The following is a 20980-nucleotide window of genomic DNA, read 5'->3' as shown; positions in this document are numbered from 1 at the left end:
GTCTCCACTCAGGCCTCCAGCCGGGCCTCGATCGCTTCGATGATCTTCGGCCGCAGTTCGGCCGCCTTGATCACCGCGTCAACCGAGCCGACCTCGACCGCACGCTGGATGTTGTGCACACGGTCGAACTCCGTGGCCACCTCGCCCAGCTTTTCGGCACGGACCGACGAACGGACCTCGTCGAGTTCGGCCGACAGCGCCGCGCGGTCCGCGCCCGATGCGGCTGCGAGGCGAGCTTCGACCTCGCGAACGCGTGGGTCCGCTGCCGTGCGGGCGTTGACGTCACCGGAGAACACGACGGCGGCGGCCGGAGCGCCACCGAGCACTGAGGCGAACGAGCCCTCCAGCGCGAGCACGGTCATGTTCTTGTTGAGCGCCTTGGAGAAGACCACGAACGCGCCGCCGTGGTACCGCGAGATCACACAGAACACGATGGGGCCACGGAAGTTCACGATCGCCCGGCCGATTTCCGCGCCGTACTCCAGTTGCAGCTTGCGCATCGACTCCGGCGAGCCGTCGAAGCCCGACAGGTTCGCCAGCACCACCAACGGACGGTTGCCGCTGGCCGCGTTGATCGCCCGCGCGGCCTTCTTGGACGACCGTGGGAACAGCGTGCCCGCTGTATAGGTGTCCGGGCCGTCGGTGGGAGGGAAGCCGCGGCGCTGCACCGATCGGGACTCGATACCGAGCAGGCACACCGGGATTCCGCCGAGGTGCACGTCCTGCACGGCCGCGGTCTCCGCGTCGGCCATGCCTGCCCAACGTTCCAGCACCGGGTGGTCCTGGTCGGACAGGGCACGCATCACGGTCCGGATGTCGAACGGCTTCTTGCGGTCCGGGTTCTTGGCGGCCGAGAAGATCTCGCCGACGGTCGTGAAGTCGCTGTCCGCCAAGGTGTGCGGGAAGTCCGAGATGTCCCGGTTGACCGGGTCGTTCGTCTTCGCCCGTCGCGGTGCGTTCTCACCGGGCGCGATATACGTGTGGTCGTAGTACGACATCAGCACATCGCGCGCGGAGGCCAGGTCCGGCGCCCAGTACTGCGCTTGGCCGTTCGGGCCCATCACGCGGTCGTAGCCACCGATACCGAAGTTGTCCTCGGCCGACACGGCGCCTGAGAAGTCCAGCGCCTGCTTGCCGGTGAGCACCATCGCGGACTCCGGTGTCATCACCAGGATTCCCTTGGTGTGCATGAGCATCGTGGCTTCGGCGTTCCAGTACGGCTGCGCGCCGACGTTGATCCCGTTGACGACGATGTTGATCTCGCCGCCGTCCTGGGTGAATTCGACGATCCGCTTGAGCGCCGCGGCCACCCAGTCCATGTTCTCGGTACCCGACTCCATGGAGATCCGGGCGCCTGAGGACAGTGCGTACCACTCGACCGGAACTCGCATCTGCTCGGCGAGGTCGAGCGCGGCGATCACGCGACTGCACTCCGGCTCTGACAACGCGCCGAGCGACTTCGTGGGGTCGCCGAGCAGCACGACACGCGTCACGCCCTCGCGGTACCGTCGGGTCTTCGTGGTGACCACGCCAACGACCATGGCCGCCTTGTTGTGGCCCTTCGGCCGGTCAACCGGCACGAGCTTCTTGGCGTCGTCGAAGTCGTACTCGGTGAAGTCGCCCAGCAGACCCGTCAACTCGTACGGGTAGACGGTGTTACGGCTGCTCGCGCGCAGCACCTTCAGGCGGTAGTCGTCGAGCGGCTCGACCAGGTCGGCCGGTGGCTCGCCGACGGTCAGCTCGATGCCGCCGGTGGCGTTGAAGGCGATCCGCACAGAGCTCTTGCTCAGCTCGCCGGTCTTCTCGTCCCGCTGGCGGGCGATGAACAGGATCTCCTCAAGGCCCGCGCCTGCCGTGGTCGGCAGGACACGCTTGACGATCATCTCAAGCTCGGCGCGGGTGATGTGGCTCGGCGGCCACACGTACACCACGATCCGGTTGGTGTTGAAGCGTTTCTTCGACGGCCGCCGCGTCTGCGCCCGGCGGATCGAGTCGAGGCACGTCGCGATGATGTCCTCGGCCGTGGGCAGCGCGACCAGCCTGCCGTCCTGCTCACGCAGCTCGGTCAGGTTACGCACCTGCGCGAACGCGACAAGCCTGTCGTCCGACGGGTTTTCCCGCGCCACGCACTGGAAGAGGTAGACCTCTTCGTCGGAGGACGGCAAGCGGGTGAGGTCGAACTTGCTGAGCCGCTCCATCTGCATCCGCTGCGCGATGTACGGGTGCAGGCCGCGGATCAGGCGTTCCTCGACCATGCCGGCGGCCGACGGGCGGAACGTGACGTGGTGGTGCATGACCGCGCCACGCGCGCCCGCGATCGTGGCCGTCAGGCGACGGACCTGCTCAGGCAACGGGTGCGCGCTGATCACGTCAAGCAGCGCGGCAACCATCGCGTCGGAGTCTTCGGGCTGGTTCTCCCACGCGACGTAGATGTCCGCGTCGATGGCGGCCGTGCTGTCGGCCAACTGCGCGAGCCCGGTCAGCGCGCCGCCCAACGCCTCAAACGCGACCGCGGCCGAGACAAGCGACGAACCCTCGCGCTCGGCGACCACGAACGTGCAGTCCGCGACGTGACTCGTACGCACGCCGGTCAGGCCCTTGTTGCCGTAGTAGCGACGCGTCAGCACTTCCAGCATGACCGAGTTGTCCACGTCCGCACGGACAAGGCGCTGACCAAGCACACGCACCAACGGTTCGGTGCTGCGAACCATCTCGGCGATGCGCTCGCTGCGGTCTGGCGCCTGCGGGTTCGCGTCAAGGTAACGCAGGTGCTTACGGACATCGGCGTAGACGCGCGCACGGTTGCGGCGCAGCAACGGCTGGCCGAACCACGCGAACACCACACCACGTGCGATGTCAGCGACTACAGGGAAACGGATCTGTGTCGCGGAAACGAGCCGCTCCAACGCGAGACCCGCGGGTTCACGCAGCGTCTCGTCCGGCGGCGGCTCCTGCAGCCACGAACGCAGCAGCTTGGCGATCACGGCGGCGTCAGCGGAGGAACGCTGCTGCGCGAGGAAGATCCGGAACACCGCGGCTTCGAGCTCGCCGGTGCGCTCCAGTTCGGTCACACCATAGTGCCCGAGCGCCTTGGAAAGCTTGGCCTGGAAGGACTCCGGCAACCCGGCCCGCTCGACGTCCAGGCTCTGCAGGTACGTGTGGAAGTACTCGCGCGCACTGTGCACGTGCGAGTCGCCATTGTTGTCCTCACCCGACGGGCGGTTGCGGCTCAGCTCGGCCAGGTCGGCGAACACGTCGATGAGCTGGAGCTCCTCGGCCAGCGGCCGGTTACCGTCCACAATGGAGGCTTGGCGGGCGGTGAGGTAGTCGTCAAGGACCCGGCCCTCGTCGTGTGGGTCGACGTCGAAGCCGAGCAGCAGACCCCGCAGGTCCTCCTGGCCACGTGCCACGCGCTCCCAGACCGGGGTCACCTCGGGTGCGGCAGGCAGGTCCAGCTCGACGGACTCTTCCTGCGCGGTCTCCTCGGCGTCGCTGTCGGCGAGCGGCTCAAGACGCAGCAAGGGCGCACCCGTGCCGACCTGGCTGCCGACGGACACGACGCATTCCTTGAGGCGTGCCTTGAACGGCGCGCGCAGCACCGTTTCCATCTTCATGCTTTCCAGCACGAGTACGGGCGCGCCTGCCTCGACCTCGCTGCCCACCTGTACGGGCGTAGCGACGACGAGCGCGGGCGCGGGGGAGCGGACGACACCGCCCTCGTCACGGCTGACGCGGTGAGTCACGCCGTCGACCTCGACGAAGTGGATCGGACCGTGCGTGTGGGTGAGCACGCGGTAGCGCGTGCCGTCGACGATGACGCGGCCGGTGTGCTCGTCGAAGCGCTCGAGCTCGACATCGACGGCGCGGACGTCCTCACCTGCTTCGATGCCAACGCGGAACCGGTTCGCGCCAACGCGCGCGACCCGCACGCGGTAGCCGACGCCACGCAGTTTCAGATCAAGGGCGCGGCCGCTTTCGTGCCGCACCTGCGGGCGTCCACCGAACGCGGTGGACAGCAGACGCTGCCGCTCGACCTGCTCTTCGTCTTCGTACGCCTCGATCGCGGCTGCCGCGACGGCGACAGCGGAGTGGCGGTGCGAGACGAGCCTGCCTTCGGCGCGAACCCGGTCGATCCAGCCGGTGTCCGCGCTGGCGTCGATCACCTCGGGCTGGTCGAGCAGGTCGAGTACGAAGCTCTTGTTGGTCGCGCCGCCCTCGATGACCACGGTGGTCTCGGTCATCGCGCGGCGCAGGCGGCCGAGCGCCTCGTCGCGGTCTTTGCCGTACGCGATGATCTTGGCGATCATCGAGTCGAAGTCCGCCGGGATCGTGTCGCCTTCGCTGACACCGGTGTCCACCCGGATACCCGGTCCGGCAGGCAGATCCAGCCGCGCGATCCGGCCGGGGGAGGGCGCGAAGTCGCGGTCGGGGTCTTCGGCGTTCAGGCGGGCCTCGATAGCGTGTCCGCGCTCGGCTGGCGGCGTTCCTTCGAGCTTGCCGCCGGATGCCACGTGCAGCTGGGCCTTGACCAGGTCGAACCCGGTCGTCGCCTCGGTGATCGGGTGCTCGACCTGCAGCCGCGTGTTGACCTCGAGGAACGCGAAAAGCTTGTCGCCAGGGTGATACAGGAACTCGACGGTCGCCGCGCCGCGGTACCCGACCGCGACGGCCAGGCGCTCGGCGGACCCTTTGAGCTCGGCCGTCTGCTCGGGGCTGAGCACTGGCGAGGCCGACTCCTCGATGACCTTCTGGTTGCGGCGCTGCACCGAGCAGTCACGCACGCCCAGCGCCCACGCGGTGCCCTGGCCGTCGGCGATGACCTGGACCTCGACGTGGCGCGCGCCCGTGACCAGGCGCTCAAGGAACACGATGCCGCTACCGAACGCGCGCGCCGCTTCCTGGCTCGTGCGCTCGTAGGCGTCCGCCAGTTCGGCCGCGCTCGTGATCACGCGGATACCACGGCCACCGCCACCGGCGGTTGCCTTCAGCATCAACGGGTAGCCGATCTCGGCCGCCGCCTCCGTGGCGGCTTCCAGGGTCTCGACCGCGCCGCGGCTCCACGGCGCGACCGGCACGCCGACCTCTTCGGCGATCAGCTTGGCGCCGATCTTGTCGCCGAGTTTGCGCATGGCGTCGGCGCTCGGGCCGATGAAGGTGACTCCGACCTTCTCGCACAGTTCCGCGAAGGCCGGGTCCTCGGCGACGAAGCCCCAGCCCACCCACGCGGCGTCCGCCTTGGTCTCGACCAGTGCCCGCTCCAACGCCTTCAGGTCCAGGTACGGGCGCGCCGACGCTGGACCGAGGTCGTAGGCGACGTCGGCCTCGCGCACGAATGTGGCGGTGCGGTCGACGTCGGTGTGCAGGGCGATGGTTTCGATCTGTGTAGCGGTCTCGGCGGCCAGGTCCCTGACTGCGTGGATGAGCCGCATCGCGGCCTCTCCACGGTTGACGATGGCGACACGACTGAACACTCGACCGAGCCCTTTCAGGTTGACTGTGCGCACGCCACCGGATGGCACCCCTCGCGCGCTGGGTCTAGCTTTTCGTCTACTCGCCAGTAACGAAATGTCGCCAGGGGAACACGCCATGCCCCCGCCTTTGTAGATACCTGCCAAAAAACAGGTGCCTTCGAGCCATATGGACGGCTCTACGTGCCCCCTATCACACAAAAACTCCGTCCGAGTGCATATCACCGAATAGGGGTACTAATACGTGTTCGGCGGTTGGTGCCACTGCTCGGTCGGCGGGTCTCGCCTGATCACGAGGGCAGCGGACGAGGCGCTGTTGATGATGATCGTGATGGCCAGTCCGATCACCAGGTTGATCACCGCCGTGGCCACCTTCGCCCCAGGGTCGACGGTCAGCGACAGCGGTAGGACGACAGCGATGAGCGTGACGAGCACCATGATCCACGTGAAGAACTGGCGCGGCGTGGCGACCGCGAGGATGAGCAGATGCATCAACCCGGTCGCGAGTAGCGCCGCCGCACCGGACAGCAAGGCGTAGGTGAAGGTGTTCGCGTTGCCCCAGACGCCCTCGCCCTTCGGCGCCAGCACGGCCACTTCGACGAGGCCCCTGGCGATCATGATCCCCACGATGGCGAGCAGCGCCGCGACCACCGCCGTCGCCAGCCCACTCGCCCAGAGCCGCCCGGCGTTGACGCCGGGACGTTCGATGTCGGCCATACCTTGATTGTCACCCGGTTCGGGCGAGTTCGCTCGCTCAGGCGTTCAGGAACGCGGTGAGCTGCTCGACCACGAACGCGTGGTCCTCGGCCTGCGGCAACCCGGACACTCCGACTGTCCCAATAGGACCTGTGCCGCGCAGGACGACCGGGAACACGCCACCGTGGGCTGCGTACAGGTCGGGGTCGAGCCGGGACTGCTCCTCGAAGGTGCTGCCCGATTCGCGGGCTTGTGTCCCGATGTGGAAGGAGCTGTGGCCGTAGCGGTCGACCACCCGAGACTTCCGCTCGATCCAGGCGTCGTTGTCCGGTGAGGTGCCGGGCAGTGCGACGTGGAACAGGCGCTGTCCGTTGCGTCGTACCGAGATCACCACTGGCAGGCCGCGCTGGGCCGCGGCCGCGAGCATCTGCTGGCCGAGTGCGATGGCAGTGTCGTTGTCGAATCGGTCGAACTGCAGCCGCTCTTCCTGCGCTGCCAGCTCCTTGCTCGTCGTCACGTGATCATCGTAGTGGGTTCGTGCGGGGGCGTGATGTGTCCATTGTGGACATCGCGGCGTCGCTTGAGGCCACGGGTGTCGTCGTGAGGGCCGAGTGTGGTGCGTTGAACCGCAATGTCAGGAACTTAAGGTTCGGAGCTCGATCGAGACTGTCGACGGGCGCGGGCGGTTGACCTGCGATGATCTATGGCTGGCGCGGGTGGGAACGGCCGCCCGGGCGAGGAGTGCGGGCATGACGTGACGTTCAGGGTGCGAAGGCCGAGTTTGGTGCGTCCAACGCCGCCAAGGTGACCTTCACGGCATCCCCTCCCGTGGTAGGTGGGGCTGGTGTGACATGTGTGATTAATGAGGCGATTTTTTGTCCTTAGTGGACCTTGAGGGGCTCGGCAGCGGTCAGCCCGCGGACTTGGTTAAGTTCCTGGCATTGGCGTTGAACGCCGCAAGGGTGGCCTTCACGGCACCACAAGTGGAGCCGAGCGGGCGAGGGCTCATCAGGTGAGCCCTCGCGGTTCTCAGCTCAGATATGCGGTCAGGCGGGCCCGTAGCGCGGCTATGTGGCGCAGCTGGATGGTGAACGTCGCCGTAGGCGCGTATCCAGGAAGGACAACGGGCAGCTGACATGGGCCGGTGACATATACGAACGCTTCATCGGGGTCGTACCGGGGCTTCGACCAGATCGGCGCGCGGTCGTCCTGCGAGGGAACCAGACTCTCGTACTCGGGCACTGTGGCGAGTGCCTGGACGAAACCGGGAAGGTCGGTTTGGGTGATGCCGAGGCCTCGTCCGCCCCACACCCGCGGCGTCGAGTACCTGCTCGAACCTGTATAGCCGAAGCTGACGGTGTCACCGGCAACCGTGATCGTCCACGTCGGCGCACCGGTGATGATGGTCATTCGTACCTACTCCTTTCCGTCGTGATCTTACTCAGAGTAGTCGATCATCGACGCGGATGGTACGGCCGCATGGGGTAGTTCTCACTCTTTGACCGTCCATTGTGAACGGTCAGGCGACTCCCGCATGCTCGGCGATGACGTCGTTGATCACGCGCTCGTTCGCGGCAACCTGATCGGCGTCCGATGACTCGGTGATGGTCAGCATGGCCTTCCACAGCGCCCAGCCGCGGGCGCGCGCCCACATGCCCTCGTCCTGGGCCACTGCCCGCCGGAACGCCTCGCGGCTCTCGCCGGAGAACATCGTCCACGCGATCACCAGGTCGCACGCCGGGTCGCCGACACCCGAGGTGCCGAAGTCGATCACGGCCGCGAGCTTGCCATCCTCGACCAGCAGGTTGCCGGAGGCGACGTCGCCGTGGAACCACACCGGCGTGCCACGCCACTCGGCAGCCAGCGCCGCGTCCCAGACGGCGGTTGCCCGTGCCGCGTCGACTCGGGTGTCGAGCTCGGTCCGGTAGCGCCGGAATTCGTCGTCGTAGTGGGCAGGCGGGCAGCCTCGGTAGAAGCTGTGCTCCCCGGCGACCGGGCCGCCGGTCGTGTCGCAGGCCTGCAGGGCACGGATGAACTCGGCCACTGAGACCGCGAACTGCGACAAATCGGCGATACGCCCGAGGTCAGCGGCGGTCTCGCCTGGCAGCCAGCCACGGATCGACCACGGGAACGGATACCCCTCGCCCGCAGCGCCCTCGCCAAGGATCGGCGGCACGGCGACCGGCAACGACGGCGCCAGTCGTGGCAGCCACTGGGTTTCCTTGGATACGGCCAGGGCATAGGTCGCGGCGGTCGGCAGGCGCGCGGTCATCTTGTCGCCGAGGCGGTAGGTCCTGTTGTCCCATCCGTCGACTGGCACCGGGGTCACCGGCAAGCCTGCCCACCGCGGGAACTGTGCGGCGACCAATCGGCTGACCAACGCGGCGTCGATTCCGGCTCGTCCATCCGTTGTCGTCGTCACGCAAATGATCTTCCTTGGCCGGGCAAATGATTTAGTCCCACTCCCAGCTGATGCCGATCACACCGGGCTTGACGGCCCGTTCGGCGCGGTGCACCCACCGTCCCGAAGTGACGATCAGCTCGTCGTCGACCGTGACACCCGCGTGCGGCTTGACTTGGGTGAAGCCGCGCACGCGAGTCGGCAGGACATCGTCGGCGAACTGCACGCGCAGGACGTACACATCGGCTGGATACCGGAATCCACGGCGGTAATCGAAGCTGACCACGGGCGCGGCAACGGTGATCGAGTAGTCGAAGAAGTGGGTTTCACCGAATCGCAGCCGACGATCGAACAGCAACTCCGCGGCGATCACCGCGGCGTCGGGGTGCCGCCGAAGACGGCCAATGCGGCAATTCGCCACGGCCTGCAGGCTGATGTCCGCGGAATCGGTGCCGGGTTCGGCGCAATAGACCGCGAGGTGCCTGTCCGGTCCTTGCGCGGTTGCCTCGACCACGAACCGCGTGTGCACGGACTGGATCGTGCGTTCGGCGCTGACGTGAACGGTGTCTTCCTGGCTGAACACGCGCAGTTTCGAGTCCGACGGGCCGAGCATCGGCGTCACGGCTTCGGCCAGCGCGTCGGATGGCGCCAGAATGCCGTCGTAATCACGGTCGCGTCTGGTCCACCGGCCGCGTGGCCGGGGTGGACCGAGCAGCGCGGACAGCGAATGCCGTGGCATTCCGAAGATGTTCTCGATCGCGTGCACGGCCCGCAGTGAATCGGCGCGCTCCGGCCTGCTGCGCCCCTGCTGCCAGTAACTCAGGCTGGTCACGCTGACCTGGATGCCGCGCTGCGCCAACCGGTGCCGCAGCCGGTCAAGCGTCAGGCCGCTGTCCTCGATGGCGGCTCTGAGCGCGGAATGGAATTGATCGGGCATCCATTCACCCCCGGTCGATTCTGTGAACGAACACAGTGTTCGCAGCTTTTGGTCATCTAACGGCACAAAACGGCCCTGGTCACGGTCATTCACAGTTTTGAACACACTGTTCAAAGAGTTTTACAGCGGCGACACGAACGCCTTGACGTCCGCGACGGCCATGGCTTTTCTTCTGGTCACCCTGCTCGTGTCCCTATCCCTGTTGGAGGACACATGTTTTTGGTCAGAGCCATGGTCGTGGTCGTCTTAGGGGCGTTCGTCGTATCGCCTTCAGCGTCCGCGGCACCTACCTTGGCTGACGAAGTACGTAAGTCAATGAGGTGATCTCAGCGACTTTCACGCGATCTTGCCGTGTTCGAAATGCGTGAGGACAAGGGCGGCTTTGATGATGTCGCCGATCTTGCTGGGGTTGGCGGTGAGATGCCGCAGGCTGCGCCAGCGTTCGGTGAGTAGGGCGAAACCACGTTCGCCCAGACACCGTAGGCCACGCAGCAGAGCGTTGCGTGTGCGGGTGTCCACGTCGAGGACCTGGCCATCGGCAGGCTGTTTGACCGGGGTGTGCACGCCGATGCCGGCACCGTCGTAGCCGCCATCGGCCAGCGTCGGCAGATCAAGGTGCGAGGCGGCCCAGTACAGCGCACCCAGCACATGCTCGCGCGCCACGGTCAAGTCATGGAGTGAACCGGGCTCGACATCCGAGACCCACCACGGAAAACCGTCCGGCGCGCACAGCGCTTGGATGTTGCCGCCGTGCTCGCGGGCTTTGCCGGAGTACCACAGGTCGATCGGCTCGCCTTTCACGCTCAACGTTTTCTCGCTACAGCGATCGGCGGAGAAGACCTTTCCATCGAGGATCACGTAGGCCGTGCCCTCATCCTTGGCCCGCTGCAGGGCCTCATGCAGGTCCGGCGCCTGCTCGGCGAGCACGATGACGACCTCATCCAAGTAGCGGTAGCCGGTGGCGCGGGAGATGCCGTGATCGCGAGCCAGGGCGGGGACGTCGGTGTTCTGCCGGAACCAGCGCAGGCCCAGCACCGCGTGGCGAAAGCAGGTCAACGCCCTGCTGTTCTTGCGGGTGCCGCGTCGGCGGCGTTCGGCGTGCAGCAGCCGGCTGAGGTAGAGGGCCAGTTCACGCGGGACATCGAGCATGGCACGATACGCAATCACGGGGAGCCTTCTGGTCCGGACTTGATCTTCGCAATCCAGTTCTACCAAGGGCTCCCCGCCCATCTTTCCCCGGGTCTCACCACTCCCCAGCACATCGACCAGCGCTCGTCCGAGCAGCTTCGCGGCTCAACAAACGAACCAGAATCTTGGTGAGATTACCTCAATGGGCGCCAACAACGCCCTCGTCGAACCCGACCGCAGCCACGACGGCTGGGTCTTCGGGTCGAGCACAGTGCCGTTGTCCGGGCACGCGCACGAGGCGCCCCGCAGCTCGCTGTTCGTGGCCCGCAACCTCGGCAAGAAGTGGCGGGTCGAACTGGAAGGCACCGCCGGTTTCGCCGAACTCACCAAGCAAGCACCGAGCGAAGTCGTCAGTGACAGCGAGAAGGATCTGTTCACCGGCGTTCAGCCACTTGCCGCCACGGGTCTTGGATTGCCGTGGCCGCAAGGCGTCTCCTGGTGGATGGGCGGCGGTCCGCACGGTGACAGCGGAAGCAGTCGTCCGTTCAGCTCGATCGACTTCAACGGTGGCGACGGTCGCGTCCTGTCCGCGGGAGCCGGAAAGGTCTACAAGAGCTGCGTCCGTGGCCGCAGCGCACTGGTGAAAGTCATGCACGGCAATGGTTTGAGCACGACCTACTACCACATGTACGACCTGACAACGCTCGCCAACGGCGCGAACGTGCAGACCGGGACCTACCTCGGGCACATCGGCAACGAGTTGCCCTGTGGTGGTTCGAGCACAGGCGCGCACGTGCACTTCTCGTTGCTCCGCGGCAACACGCACATCAGCGTGAACAACCAGACCATCGGCGGGTGGACCTTCTATGAGGGTTCACAGGCCTATGACGGTTACGCGATGCGCAACGGCGTGCGGGTCAACGTTGGTCAGCGCGTGACGAACCACGGCCCGAGCTGACCACAAGAATCCTGCAAGATCACCCTGCGATCGTGCCTTGACGTCAGTGAAGGACCTCACCTGAGGAGGAATCCTGAACACGATCAGGCAGATGGCAGAAGAACGCCGGAACAACCCCCAGCCGCGCAATCGCCCCGGCGAGCACAGCGGCAAATGTGTCGGGGTGTACGAGATCGGCTTGCGTAAGGTGGCCCGCATCCTGCTGGCCAGTGGATTCGTTGTCACCGCGTATCTCGGCGTGAGTGCCGTGATACCGGAGATCGGTTCCGACGTCGTTGTCGCCGGTGCGCTGAGCCCGGATGAGCCGGTCGAAGATTTCACGATCGTCGGTTAGCCGATGACGACCGATCGCACTGTGTCCGTTGTGACAGTGGGCTGCACGCGAAATTCGGTCGATTCGGATGAGCTCGCTGCCCGGCTTGACCAAGCCGGGTGGCGGCTCGCCGAGACGAACGAGGCCGATGTCGTCGTCGTGAACACCTGTGGGTTCATCGAACCCGCGAAGAAAGCCTCGATCGACGCCATGCTCGCGGCGTCCGGGTCGGGCGCCAAGGTCGTCGCGGTCGGCTGCATGGCCGAGCGCTACGGCAAGGAACTCGCCGAAGCGCTGCCGGAAGCCAGCGCCGTGCTGTCGTTCGACGACTATCCGGAAATCGGTGAGCGGCTCGACGATGTCCTTGAAGGACGGATCAAGGCAGCGCACACGCCACGGGATCGCCGGAAACTGTTGCCGCTGACTCCAGTGCGACGCAGGGAATCTGAGGCTTACGTGCCGGGTCATGCACCGGCCAGTGGGCCGCGCGTCCTGCGGCACAGGCTTGGCGGCGGCCCGATCGCGCCGTTGAAACTGGCGTCCGGATGCGACCGTCGCTGCGCTTTCTGTGCTATTCCCAGCTTTCGCGGGGCGTTCGTGTCCCGCACACCGGATGAGATCGTGGCTGAGGCGGAATGGCTTGCCGCGCACGGTGTTCGTGAAGTCATTCTGGTCAGCGAGAACTCCACGTCCTACGGCAAGGATCTCGGTGACATCCGCGCGCTGGACAAGCTCTTGCCCCGGTTGGCCGAGGTGGTCGACCGAGTCCGGCTGAACTACTTGCAGCCAGCGGAGCTCCGGCCTGACCTGATCGAGGTGATCGCGTCGACCCCCGGTGTCACGCCGTACTTCGACCTGCCGTTCCAGCACGCGAGCGGGCCGGTGTTGCGCCGGATGCGGCGATTCGGTGACCGGCAACGATTTCTCGAGCTGATCGAGTCGATCCGGGCACTGCGGCCGGATGCCGGAATCCGGTCGAACTTCATCGTCGGGTTCCCCGGTGAGTCCGAATCAGACTTCGCGGAGTTGTCCCAGTTCGTCGCGCAGGCCGGGCTGGATGCCATCGGCGTTTTCGGTTACTCCGACGAAGAAGGCACCGAGGCAGCGGGTTTCCATGACAAGGTACCGGCCGAGGTGATCTCCCGGCGTGCCGACGAGCTGGCGATCCTTGCTGACGAGATGTGCGGCAAGCGTGCCGAGCAACGAATTGGCACGACCATCGAGGTTCTTGTCGGGTCCGGTGGTATCGGCTGGGCTGAGCACCAGGCGCCGGAGGTCGACGGCAAGGTCACGTTCGATGAGGAGCTTCAGCCAGGCGATCTCGTCAAGGCGCTGGTGACCGGGAGCAACGGAATCCACCTGCACGCGAGGGTCGTGGGCCGATCGGGTGGTTAGTTCTGCCCATACCTGCGATTGACTTGGTTGCTCCTTGACAACGCCGTACTCGGTCGTCAGGGTCCTGCCGATATGAACCTTAGATCGGTTTTAGCCCTGTTCGCCGTGATGGCCGGGATCGGCGCCGGTGCGGTCGCTCCCGCGGTGGCCGAACCGGCGCCCCTGGATGCCTGCTACACCTGGGGACGCACGCTTTCCGAAGGCGCGTCCGGTGATGACGTGCGCCAGCTGCAGATCCGGGTGGCCGGCTATCCGGGCTACGGCGGCGTGCTCGCCCTCGACGGGCAGTTCGGGCCAGGGACCAAGGCCGCTGTCACGCGGTTCCAGCAGGCCTACGGTCTCGGCGCGGACGGCATCGCGGGCCCGGCGACGTACACCAAGATCTATGAGTTGCAGGACAACGACTGCACGCCGGTCAACTTCAGCTATGACGAGCTGAACAACTGCAACTCCGACTGGTCGGGCGGAAACGTCTCGGCGGCCACGGCGCGGGCCAACGCGTTGGTGTCCATGTGGAAGCTGCAGGCGATGCGGCATGCCATGGGGGACAGGCCGATCGACGTCAACGGCGGCTTCCGCAGCGTTGCCTGCAACAACGCTGTCGGTGGCGCGCCCGCGAGCCGTCATCTCTACGGCGACGCGGTCGACCTTGGCGCTGGCCCGCAAGGTTTCTGCGCGTTGGCACGGCAGGCGCGTAACCACGGCTTCAGCGAGATCCTCGGTCCTGGCTATGTCGGTCACGACGATCACGTGCACGTCGCGCACCGGTCTTCCCGCTTCTGGTCGGCGCCGAGCTGTGGCGTGTCGCGGGAAGGCGTGGAGCAGCTGCCGATCGACCGTTAGATCAAGCCGAGTTGCGCAAGGTCGGTGGCGTACTTGCGGATCAGTGCCTTCGTGATGTGCGGGACGTCCTTGTCCGGGCCGACACCCGCTTTCCGGACCGCTGAACGGAAGCGGTCCGTGGGGATGCCGAGTCCATTGTGGTCATCAGGCTTGGCGTAGGCGTGAAGCAGAGGCAGCACAGTGTGTTGCTTCTGCTTCTCCGGCAAGGCACGCAACACCGTCTCGAATCGTGCCAGCCAGTCGGCGTACGAGTCGATGCGCTGAATCCGGTGGCCTGCCTCAACAAGCCAGTCGACGAACACGTCCAGCGAGATGCCGTCGTCGTGGGTGTTGAGGACGTTGTAGGTGTGATAGCCCGACGTCACGTTGCTCAGGGTGGCGATCGCCTCCGCGGTGAAGTCCACCGGCAGCCCGTTGTAGTGTGCTTTCGTCACTTCGTTCGCGTAGAAGGAATGTGGCGCGATGCCCGTGACGATCAGGCTGAGCAGCAACCGGGTGAACAGGTCTGGCACGTTGAGCTGCCCGCGGTAGCGGCTGTGGGCGAGGATCATGTCCGATCGGAAGACCGTGACCGGCAGTCCACAGAGGTCGTTTGCTTCGCGCAGCAGGATTTCGCCCGCCCATTTGCTTGCGGCGTAACCGCTTGCGTAGCGCTCGTCGAGATCGCGGACCGGGCTGGTCGTACGAATGTCCGGATCCTCAGCGGGTGAGGAGTTCTGCGAGGCGAGAACGGCGATTGTGGACAGATAGCTGAACGTCTTGAGTTTGCTCGTCAGCGCCAGTCGGATTAGCTCAGCCGTGCCGACGACGTTGGGGCCGAACAACTGCTCGTAGGGCAGCATGTGATTGACCAGCGCGGCCGGATGCATGATCAGATCGACGGATTCGGCGAGCCGCTGCCACGTCTGCTCGTCAAGGCCCAGGTTCGGTTCGGTGATGTCACCGGCGAGCACTTCGAGATTCTCGGCTGCGGTCTTGAACCGTCGCAGCAGTTCGGGATCACCGCTGTCGAACGCGTCTTCGAGCCGCGCGCGGGCTGCTTCCGTTGTGGCGCCACGGACAATGCACACGAGCTTGCCGCCGAGTTCCGCGACCCGTTCGAGCCATTCAAGGCACAGGAACCGGCCGAGATAGCCGTTCGCGCCGGTCAGCAGGACCGTACGCGCTGGGCCTTCCGGCAAGGGCAGCGATGTGGCTTTCGCCAGGATCTCGGGGGCGATGAACTTGGCCAGCGTGAGGTCTTCCGCGCGGGCTGACGCGCTGCCTTCGCCGTGCACTGCGGCGAACGTGGGCCGTTTGGCGTCGGTTGCCAGCGCTGACTCGATGTAGGTGCTGAGCGCTCGCAGGTCGGTCGCCGGGCTGATGATCACGCCAACCGGCACGTCGACACCGAAGATCTCGGTCAGCAGGTTCGAGAACGACAGCGCGGACATCGAGTCGCCGCCGAGATCGATGAAGTACGTGTCCGGCGCGAGGTCGTCCTGCGTGCCGAGAATGGCCTTGGCGGTCCGGATCACGGCGTCGAACACCGGCTGGTCCGAGCCCGCCTGCCGGAGTCGGTTCAGCTCTTGGATTTCGCGGTCCGCGAGTTCGTCGTACAGCTGTTCCAGGCGTTCGCCATAGTGCTCTTTGAGCTTGGGGCGCAACGACTTCCGAAGGCCAGACAACAGTCCGTTCTCGATGGTGAACGGCTCGGTCTCGATCAGGAAGTCACGCGGGACCTCGTAGGAGTTGAGCCCGTTTTCCTTAGCCAGCCGCTGGATAGACTCGGTCAGCCGTGCCTTGAGATCACCGGATTCAAGCGCTTCGGGTGTTGGCACGACGACTGCGAGCAGATATGCCCTGGCGCTGTTGCCGTAGATGAAGATCTGCCGGACCAGATCAGCGGCCGCGAACATAGCTTCCAAATTGGACACTGTCACGAACTCGCCCTGTGAGAGCTTCTGGACGTTGTTGCGACGGTCGACGTACACCAATTCGCCTGGACTGATCTCGGCCATCACGTCACCGGTCCGGTAGAAACCGTCCTCAGTGAACACATCCGCGGTGGCGTCCGGCCGCCTGTAGTATCCGGGCACAATGATGTCGGTCTTGATCTGCAGCTCACCGCGCGGATAAGGGGAATCGGTGCGGAAGTACCCGAGCTCTGGCACATCGGCCAGCCGATAGTCGCGTACAGGCGGCGCGACGAACTGGCGGTCGACGATCATGATACCGGCTTCGGTCGAGCCGTACATCTCGTGCAGTGGCGTCTCCAGACACGCTTCCATCAACTCGGCGGTGTCCGCCGACAACGGCGCCGACGCGGTGATCGCCCTCAGGATCCGTCCACCTAGCACGTCGTTTTTCACCCAGGCCCGCTTCGCGGCTTCATCGCCGGTGGGTTCCGTCTCGTAGCGCTGCCGGACCATGTCCCAGACACGCGGCACGAGCAGCACTTCGGTCGGCCGGACGAGGGCGATGTCGTCGAACAGCATCGAAAGGTCGCTCTTGGCGGTGAAGAAGACGGTTCCGCCCCACACCAGCGTCATCTGCAACATCCCGCGGCCGACCGCGTGGCTGAGCGGCATGTAGCTGAGGCTGATGACCGGCATTTCCGCCGGGCGGGGAACGCAACGCTGCCACAGGGCCACGGCGATCGCTTCGGTGTACATCGCGCCTTTCGGCGCACCGGTGCTTCCGGAGGTGTAGATCAGCGTGGACAGCCGGTCCGGCACGAGAGCTGGGATTGGCGGTGCAGGCAGGTCCCGGCCACGCTCGATCACCTCGGCGAGGGTGTCGATCGGGAGTGCGCTGCGGGCGCGGGCCGCTTCGAGCAGCTCGCGATCGTCGTCAACCTCGGGGTGATAGTCGAACACCACAACACGCTGCAGCGACGTACTGTCGACGGTCGCCTCGAGCGCAATATCCAGCAACTCCACACTTGTCGCGACAATGCGCGGATCGGTCTCCGCGATGATCGGCTGCAAGTTCGCGGCCGTCGTGTTCGCCTGCAACGGCACGGCGACAGCGGACAGGCGCGAACAGGCCGTGTCGACGGTCGCGAAATCGGTGCTGCCGAAGCCAAGTACGGCCACGAAGTCGCCTGCACGCAGTGTCTGCTGCCATTCCGCGGCGACAGCGTCGACCAATTCGCCAAACTCACGGTAAGTGATGGTTTCGAAGTGCGGAAGCAGCCGTCTCGAGGTCCGGCCGGTGGTGGGATCGGTCACTGGCTGTGTCGCCCGCTGGCCGAGAGCAGGCCGGTCGGCGTAGGCACGGACCAGGGTGTCGACGAGCTCGGGGATACTGATTCCCGGCCGGTTGGCGGCGGCCATGACCTGCGGGTCTGGTCGAGCGTCCCGGATCTGCCGGTCGTTCTGGTACAGCGTTTCGGCCGTGCGGTCCTCGCGATATCCGGACATCCGCGGTCTCCCGTCGCCAGCACCCAGAGTCCTTAGGTGCGTACAGCAACTAAGTTAACGCTGCGTGGTCGCGTCGTCCACTTGGGAGGCAGAGGTTCGCCATTCGGCCTGGACCTCGATGGTCACGCCGTCGCTCAGCACTCCGGCCCGGCGCAGGCCCCTGAGCAGAAGGTCGCCGAGGCTTGCAAGGTCGGAGGCGATATCGGTGACAAGGTCGGCGGCTTGGACGAACACTTCCGCTGGCAGGTCGGACAGCCCGGCCTTCTCGCCACTTGGCGTGGCCGTGATCTTCACCGGCCCGCCCGCCAACGGCGCGGCCGCCCAGGCGAGCACGTCGAGGAGTTCGGCGAGGGTCGGTGGCCTGCCCAGGAAATCCGCGATAGTTGCCGACAGTTCGGTCAGGCCGTCCGCAGCTCTGTCGACGATCTCCTGTGGGGCCACGGGAACAGTCACATCCTCGTCGTCGGCGAGCGGATCTTCACGATAGATCCGCTCGCCAACCACTCGAAAGGTTTCTGAACAACCTCGACGAGGAACGCCTGTACGCGTCAACGGCTCCACATCCTCGAAGGCATCGCCGCTGAGGGCAAAGGCTGGATCCAGCGCGTGTGACATCACTCGGGAATGCCGCGAAGGTGGTTGAACGTTGAACCACTCGTGACCAACTACCAAGCGACTGGGGTGGCCGCGGACCGTTGGGTAACCGCGCTGCACCTGTTCGACGACGACCATGAGGAGACCATCGCCGAGCGCTGGGAACGAGCCGAGATGCTGTTCGCGGATAGGGACTATGCCAAGGCGGCGGCGGTGCTGGCTGACGTTGTGGCTGAGGTTCCGGAGCAGGTCGCGCCGAGGCTGCTTTTGGCTCGCGCTTACTACCACTCCGCGCAGTTGCGGCGCGCTGAGGAGCAGTTGCGTGCGGTGGTTGAGCGGGATCCGGTTGAGCATTACGCGCATTTGATGCTTGGGCGGACGCTGCAACGGCAGGGTCGTCACGAGGAGGCGACTCCGTGGCTGCGGCTCGCAGCGGCATTGTCCGGCGAACCGGTGACTGGCTGACCGCCAGTGGATGCCGTGAAGGTCACCTTCGCGGCATCCAACGCGTCAAACCTTCCCCTCGCGCGGCATGGACCTCCCGTGTTGACTGACGGTTGGTATCGATTGACTTTCGATAGGTTTCGCGCGACACTCGATGTATGATCACTGTGCGTCGGGCGGTTGTTCCGCTGCGGGTCCTTTTAGTTCTGCTCTTTGGGCTCATGGTTATGTTGGAGACTGTTTCGCTTCCGGGGCAGTTTGCTCATATGGCGCGGCAGTCGCCCGATGACGCTCATCTTCGCTGGCCTTTGACCGCCGTTACGATCTTCTGGGTTGTGTGCGCACAGGTTGTCATTGTGTGCATCTGGCAGTTGCTCACCTTGGTACGTAAGGACAGGATCTTCACCGCGGGGGCTATGGTGTGGGTCAATGTGATCTTGTGGGCGATTGGTGCCGGGTGGGTGGTTCTGTTGGGTGTGGTTGGCGTTGTCTTTGTCAACGCGGATGATCCTGGGACTGGGGTGGTGCTGGCTTTGGTCATGGGGGCTGTCTCTGTCTTCGTTTTGCTCGTTGTGGTGTTGCGGGCGCTTCTTCGGCAGGCCACGACACTGCGTACCGACATGGACGCGGTGATCTGATGGCGATCGTTGTCCGTATCGATGTCGAGTTGGCCAAACGCAAGATGAGTGTCGGGGAGTTCGCTGAGAAGGTTGGCTTGACGCCAGCCAATGTCGCTGTGCTGAAGAACGGTCGCGCCAAGGCTGTCCGGTTCTCCACATTGGAGGCGATGTGCCGCGTGCTTGAGTGTCAGCCAGGGGATCTTCTTGAGTGGGTCGACGACTAACCGAACACCCCGGCGCCCGGGATGGCGTCGAGCAGTTGCCGGGTGTATGGATCGGCGGGCGAATCGAGTACCTGGGCGACCTGTCCTTGTTCGACCACGCGGCCATTGCGCATGACTACCACGTCGTGCGCGATGGATCGGACGACCGCGAGGTCATGGGAAATGAACAGGTAACTGAGCCCGAGCTCCTGCTGAAGCGATTCGAGTAACCGTAGAATTTGGTCCTGCACAAGGACATCGAGTGCTGATACGGCTTCGTCGCACACCACCAGCTGTGGAGCGGGCGCCAGTGCTCGTGCGATCGCGACGCGTTGGCGTTGGCCGCCGGAGAGTTCGTTCGGGTATCGCTGGGCCATTGTGGACGGAAGGCCGACCTGGTCAAGCAGTTCGGCCACCCGTGCCCGGCGGGAGGTACGGTCGCCAACACGCAAGATGCGCAGTGGTTCGGTGATCAGTCGTTCCACTGTGAACATTGGATTGAGCGAACCGTACGGGTCCTGGAACACCGCTTGCATCGCTCGGCGGCGCGATTCGGTTCCGTGCAAGCGGATTGTTCCGGCGGTCGGGGTGACGAGGCCGAGTACCATGTGGGCGGTCGTGGTCTTTCCGGAACCTGATTCGCCGACGATCGCGGTTGTCTGTCCACGCCGGACAGTGAAGGAGACGTCGTCGGCGGCTTGCAGTACGCCACCGCCGCCACGGATCCGATATTCTTTCGACACCCCAATGACTTCAAGGATGGGATCGGCTGAAGCGCCCGAGCGGGTCGGTGACCTTGTCAGCGAAGGTGCGGCGGCGACGAGGCGTTTGGTGTACTCGTGTTGCGGTGAGGTGAGAATATCGCGCGCGGGACCGACTTCCACGACCTTGCCTTCGGACATCACCACGACGTGGTCCGCGCGATCCGCGGCCAGCCCGAGGTCATGGGTGACCAAGAGCAGGGCTGTGCCGAGATCCTGGGTCAGTTTCTCCAGGTGGTCCAGGATCTGCCGCTGCACGGTCACATCCAAAGCTGACGTGGGCTCGTCGGCGATCAGTAGATCCGGACGACACGCCAGCCCGATCGCGATCAAGACACGTTGCCGCATACCTCCGGAAAACTCGTGTGGATACTGCCGCGCACGCCGTTCAGGATCAGGCAACCCAGCTTCGGCAAGGATTTCCACCGCGCGGGTCCGAGCTTCGAGGCGGCCTGTCAAGCCATGCGCCACAAGGGTTTCCGCGACTTGACGGCCGACGCGTGCCACAGGGTTGAGGTTGGACATCGGGTCTTGCGGGACCAGGCCGATCTCGCGTCCACGCAACCGGCGAAGCCGCTTCTCGCCGATATGGGTGATGTCCTCGCCGCGGAAACTGATCCGGCCGCCGGTGATGTGACCGGATCCTGGCAGGAGACCCATGATCGCGTGCGCCGTGGTCGACTTTCCTGAACCGGACGCACCGACGACAGCGACGCGTTCCCCTGGCATCAGGCGGAAACTGGCGCCGCGCACGGCGGGCACGGAGCCGAAGGCCACCTCAAGGTCGCTGACTTCCAGCAGCGGCTCACTCATCC

General features: G+C 65.3%; 17 protein-coding genes. 7 read left to right on the top strand and 10 right to left on the bottom strand.

What is annotated here, in order from left to right; all coding sequences use genetic code 11:
* Positions 1-8 precede the first annotated feature (8 nt).
* The 7 genes from LWC34_RS16115 to LWC34_RS16085 form a co-directional block, all read right to left on the bottom strand.
* Entirely contained in the window at positions 9-5471 is a 5463-nt protein-coding gene (locus LWC34_RS16115) for an ATP-binding protein (RefSeq protein WP_233726453.1), read from the bottom strand.
* Positions 5472-5705: 234 nt separating this feature from the next.
* A complete protein-coding gene (locus LWC34_RS16110; protein ID WP_233725874.1) occupies positions 5706-6185 on the bottom strand; it encodes a DUF6069 family protein in 480 nt (159 codons plus the stop codon).
* Between the two features lie 37 nt (positions 6186-6222).
* Positions 6223-6681 (bottom strand): heme-degrading domain-containing protein, encoded by a 459-nt coding sequence (locus LWC34_RS16105; RefSeq protein ID WP_233725873.1) that lies wholly within the window; start codon positions 6679-6681, stop codon positions 6223-6225.
* A gap of 512 nt (positions 6682-7193) precedes the next feature.
* A complete protein-coding gene (locus tag LWC34_RS16100; protein ID WP_233725872.1) occupies positions 7194-7574 on the bottom strand; it encodes a hypothetical protein in 381 nt (126 codons plus the stop codon).
* 109 nt (positions 7575-7683) lie between these two features.
* Complete coding sequence (locus LWC34_RS16095) at positions 7684-8586, bottom strand: aminoglycoside phosphotransferase family protein (protein ID WP_233725871.1); 903 nt, start codon at positions 8584-8586, stop codon at positions 7684-7686.
* A 31-nt stretch (positions 8587-8617) separates the two neighbouring features.
* Complete coding sequence (locus tag LWC34_RS16090) at positions 8618-9502, bottom strand: hypothetical protein (RefSeq protein ID WP_233725870.1); 885 nt, start codon at positions 9500-9502, stop codon at positions 8618-8620.
* Positions 9503-9838: 336 nt separating this feature from the next.
* Positions 9839-10669, bottom strand: a complete 831-nt coding sequence (locus LWC34_RS16085; RefSeq protein WP_233722716.1) for a transposase family protein — start codon at positions 10667-10669, stop codon at positions 9839-9841.
* A gap of 163 nt (positions 10670-10832) precedes the next feature.
* On the opposite strand from LWC34_RS16085, the gene LWC34_RS16080 reads away from it, so the two are divergent.
* The 4 genes from LWC34_RS16080 (at position 10833) to LWC34_RS16065 (ending at position 14139) form a co-directional block, all read left to right on the top strand.
* Positions 10833-11588, top strand: a complete 756-nt coding sequence (locus tag LWC34_RS16080; RefSeq protein WP_233725869.1) for a M23 family metallopeptidase — start codon at positions 10833-10835, stop codon at positions 11586-11588.
* A 91-nt stretch (positions 11589-11679) separates the two neighbouring features.
* Complete coding sequence (locus LWC34_RS16075) at positions 11680-11922, top strand: uS12 family ribosomal protein (protein WP_233725868.1); 243 nt, start codon at positions 11680-11682, stop codon at positions 11920-11922.
* Between the two features lie 3 nt (positions 11923-11925).
* Entirely contained in the window at positions 11926-13296 is a 1371-nt protein-coding gene (rimO, locus tag LWC34_RS16070; protein ID WP_233725867.1) for a 30S ribosomal protein S12 methylthiotransferase RimO, read from the top strand.
* A gap of 72 nt (positions 13297-13368) precedes the next feature.
* Positions 13369-14139 carry a D-Ala-D-Ala carboxypeptidase family metallohydrolase gene (locus tag LWC34_RS16065; RefSeq protein WP_233725866.1) on the top strand — a complete coding sequence of 257 codons (771 nt, stop codon included), beginning with the start codon at positions 13369-13371 and terminating at the stop codon, positions 14137-14139.
* Here LWC34_RS16065 and car read toward each other — a convergent pair.
* Together car and LWC34_RS16055 are read right to left on the bottom strand one after the other, a co-directional pair.
* A complete protein-coding gene (gene car, locus LWC34_RS16060) occupies positions 14136-17543 on the bottom strand; it encodes a carboxylic acid reductase (protein ID WP_233725865.1) in 3408 nt (1135 codons plus the stop codon). The genes LWC34_RS16065 and car overlap by 4 nt on opposite strands.
* Positions 17544-17597: 54 nt before the next feature.
* Complete coding sequence (locus LWC34_RS16055) at positions 17598-18047, bottom strand: hypothetical protein (RefSeq protein ID WP_233725864.1); 450 nt, start codon at positions 18045-18047, stop codon at positions 17598-17600.
* 135 nt (positions 18048-18182) lie between these two features.
* On the opposite strand from LWC34_RS16055, the gene LWC34_RS16050 reads away from it, so the two are divergent.
* The 3 genes from LWC34_RS16050 to LWC34_RS16040 all read left to right on the top strand — a co-directional run bounded on the left by LWC34_RS16050 (position 18183) and on the right by LWC34_RS16040 (position 19425).
* Positions 18183-18602 carry a tetratricopeptide repeat protein gene (locus LWC34_RS16050; RefSeq protein WP_233725863.1) on the top strand — a complete coding sequence of 140 codons (420 nt, stop codon included), beginning with the start codon at positions 18183-18185 and terminating at the stop codon, positions 18600-18602.
* Positions 18603-18739: 137 nt separating this feature from the next.
* Entirely contained in the window at positions 18740-19219 is a 480-nt protein-coding gene (locus tag LWC34_RS16045; RefSeq protein WP_233725862.1) for a DUF2975 domain-containing protein, read from the top strand.
* Complete coding sequence (locus LWC34_RS16040) at positions 19219-19425, top strand: helix-turn-helix domain-containing protein (RefSeq protein ID WP_233725861.1); 207 nt, start codon at positions 19219-19221, stop codon at positions 19423-19425. Before LWC34_RS16045 ends, LWC34_RS16040 begins: the two co-directional genes overlap by 1 nt.
* On the opposite strand, the gene LWC34_RS16035 is transcribed toward LWC34_RS16040, so the two are convergent.
* Positions 19422-20978, bottom strand: coding sequence for an ABC transporter ATP-binding protein (locus tag LWC34_RS16035; RefSeq protein ID WP_233725860.1), 1557 nt, complete (start codon positions 20976-20978; stop codon positions 19422-19424). The genes LWC34_RS16040 and LWC34_RS16035 overlap by 4 nt on opposite strands.
* Positions 20979-20980: the final 2 nt, after the last annotated feature.

It is taken from the genome of Kibdelosporangium philippinense (assembly GCF_021390435.2).
In the GTDB taxonomy this organism is placed as follows: domain Bacteria; phylum Actinomycetota; class Actinomycetes; order Mycobacteriales; family Pseudonocardiaceae; genus Kibdelosporangium; species Kibdelosporangium philippinense.
The sequence above is the reverse complement of the archived record's forward strand: the minus strand, read 5'-3'. Positions and strand labels throughout refer to the sequence as shown.

Bases quoted from the DNA above. Each gene is read 5' to 3' on its own strand.
- LWC34_RS16080 (WP_233725869.1), top strand. From the start codon at position 10,833: ATGGGCGCCAACAACGCCCTCGTCGAACCCGACCGCAGCCACGACGGC.
- LWC34_RS16110 (WP_233725874.1), bottom strand. From the start codon at position 6,185: ATGGCCGACATCGAACGTCCCGGCGTCAACGCCGGGCGGCTCTGGGCG.
- LWC34_RS16100 (WP_233725872.1), bottom strand. From the start codon at position 7,574: ATGACCATCATCACCGGTGCGCCGACGTGGACGATCACGGTTGCCGGT.
- LWC34_RS16040 (WP_233725861.1), top strand. From the start codon at position 19,219: ATGGCGATCGTTGTCCGTATCGATGTCGAGTTGGCCAAACGCAAGATG.
- LWC34_RS16075 (WP_233725868.1), top strand. From the start codon at position 11,680: ATGGCAGAAGAACGCCGGAACAACCCCCAGCCGCGCAATCGCCCCGGC.
- rimO (WP_233725867.1), top strand. From the start codon at position 11,926: ATGACGACCGATCGCACTGTGTCCGTTGTGACAGTGGGCTGCACGCGA.
- LWC34_RS16090 (WP_233725870.1), bottom strand. From the start codon at position 9,502: ATGCCCGATCAATTCCATTCCGCGCTCAGAGCCGCCATCGAGGACAGC.
- LWC34_RS16065 (WP_233725866.1), top strand. From the start codon at position 13,369: ATGAACCTTAGATCGGTTTTAGCCCTGTTCGCCGTGATGGCCGGGATC.
- car (WP_233725865.1), bottom strand. From the start codon at position 17,543: ATGTCCGGATATCGCGAGGACCGCACGGCCGAAACGCTGTACCAGAAC.
- LWC34_RS16035 (WP_233725860.1), bottom strand. From the start codon at position 20,978: ATGAGTGAGCCGCTGCTGGAAGTCAGCGACCTTGAGGTGGCCTTCGGC.
- LWC34_RS16045 (WP_233725862.1), top strand. From the start codon at position 18,740: ATGATCACTGTGCGTCGGGCGGTTGTTCCGCTGCGGGTCCTTTTAGTT.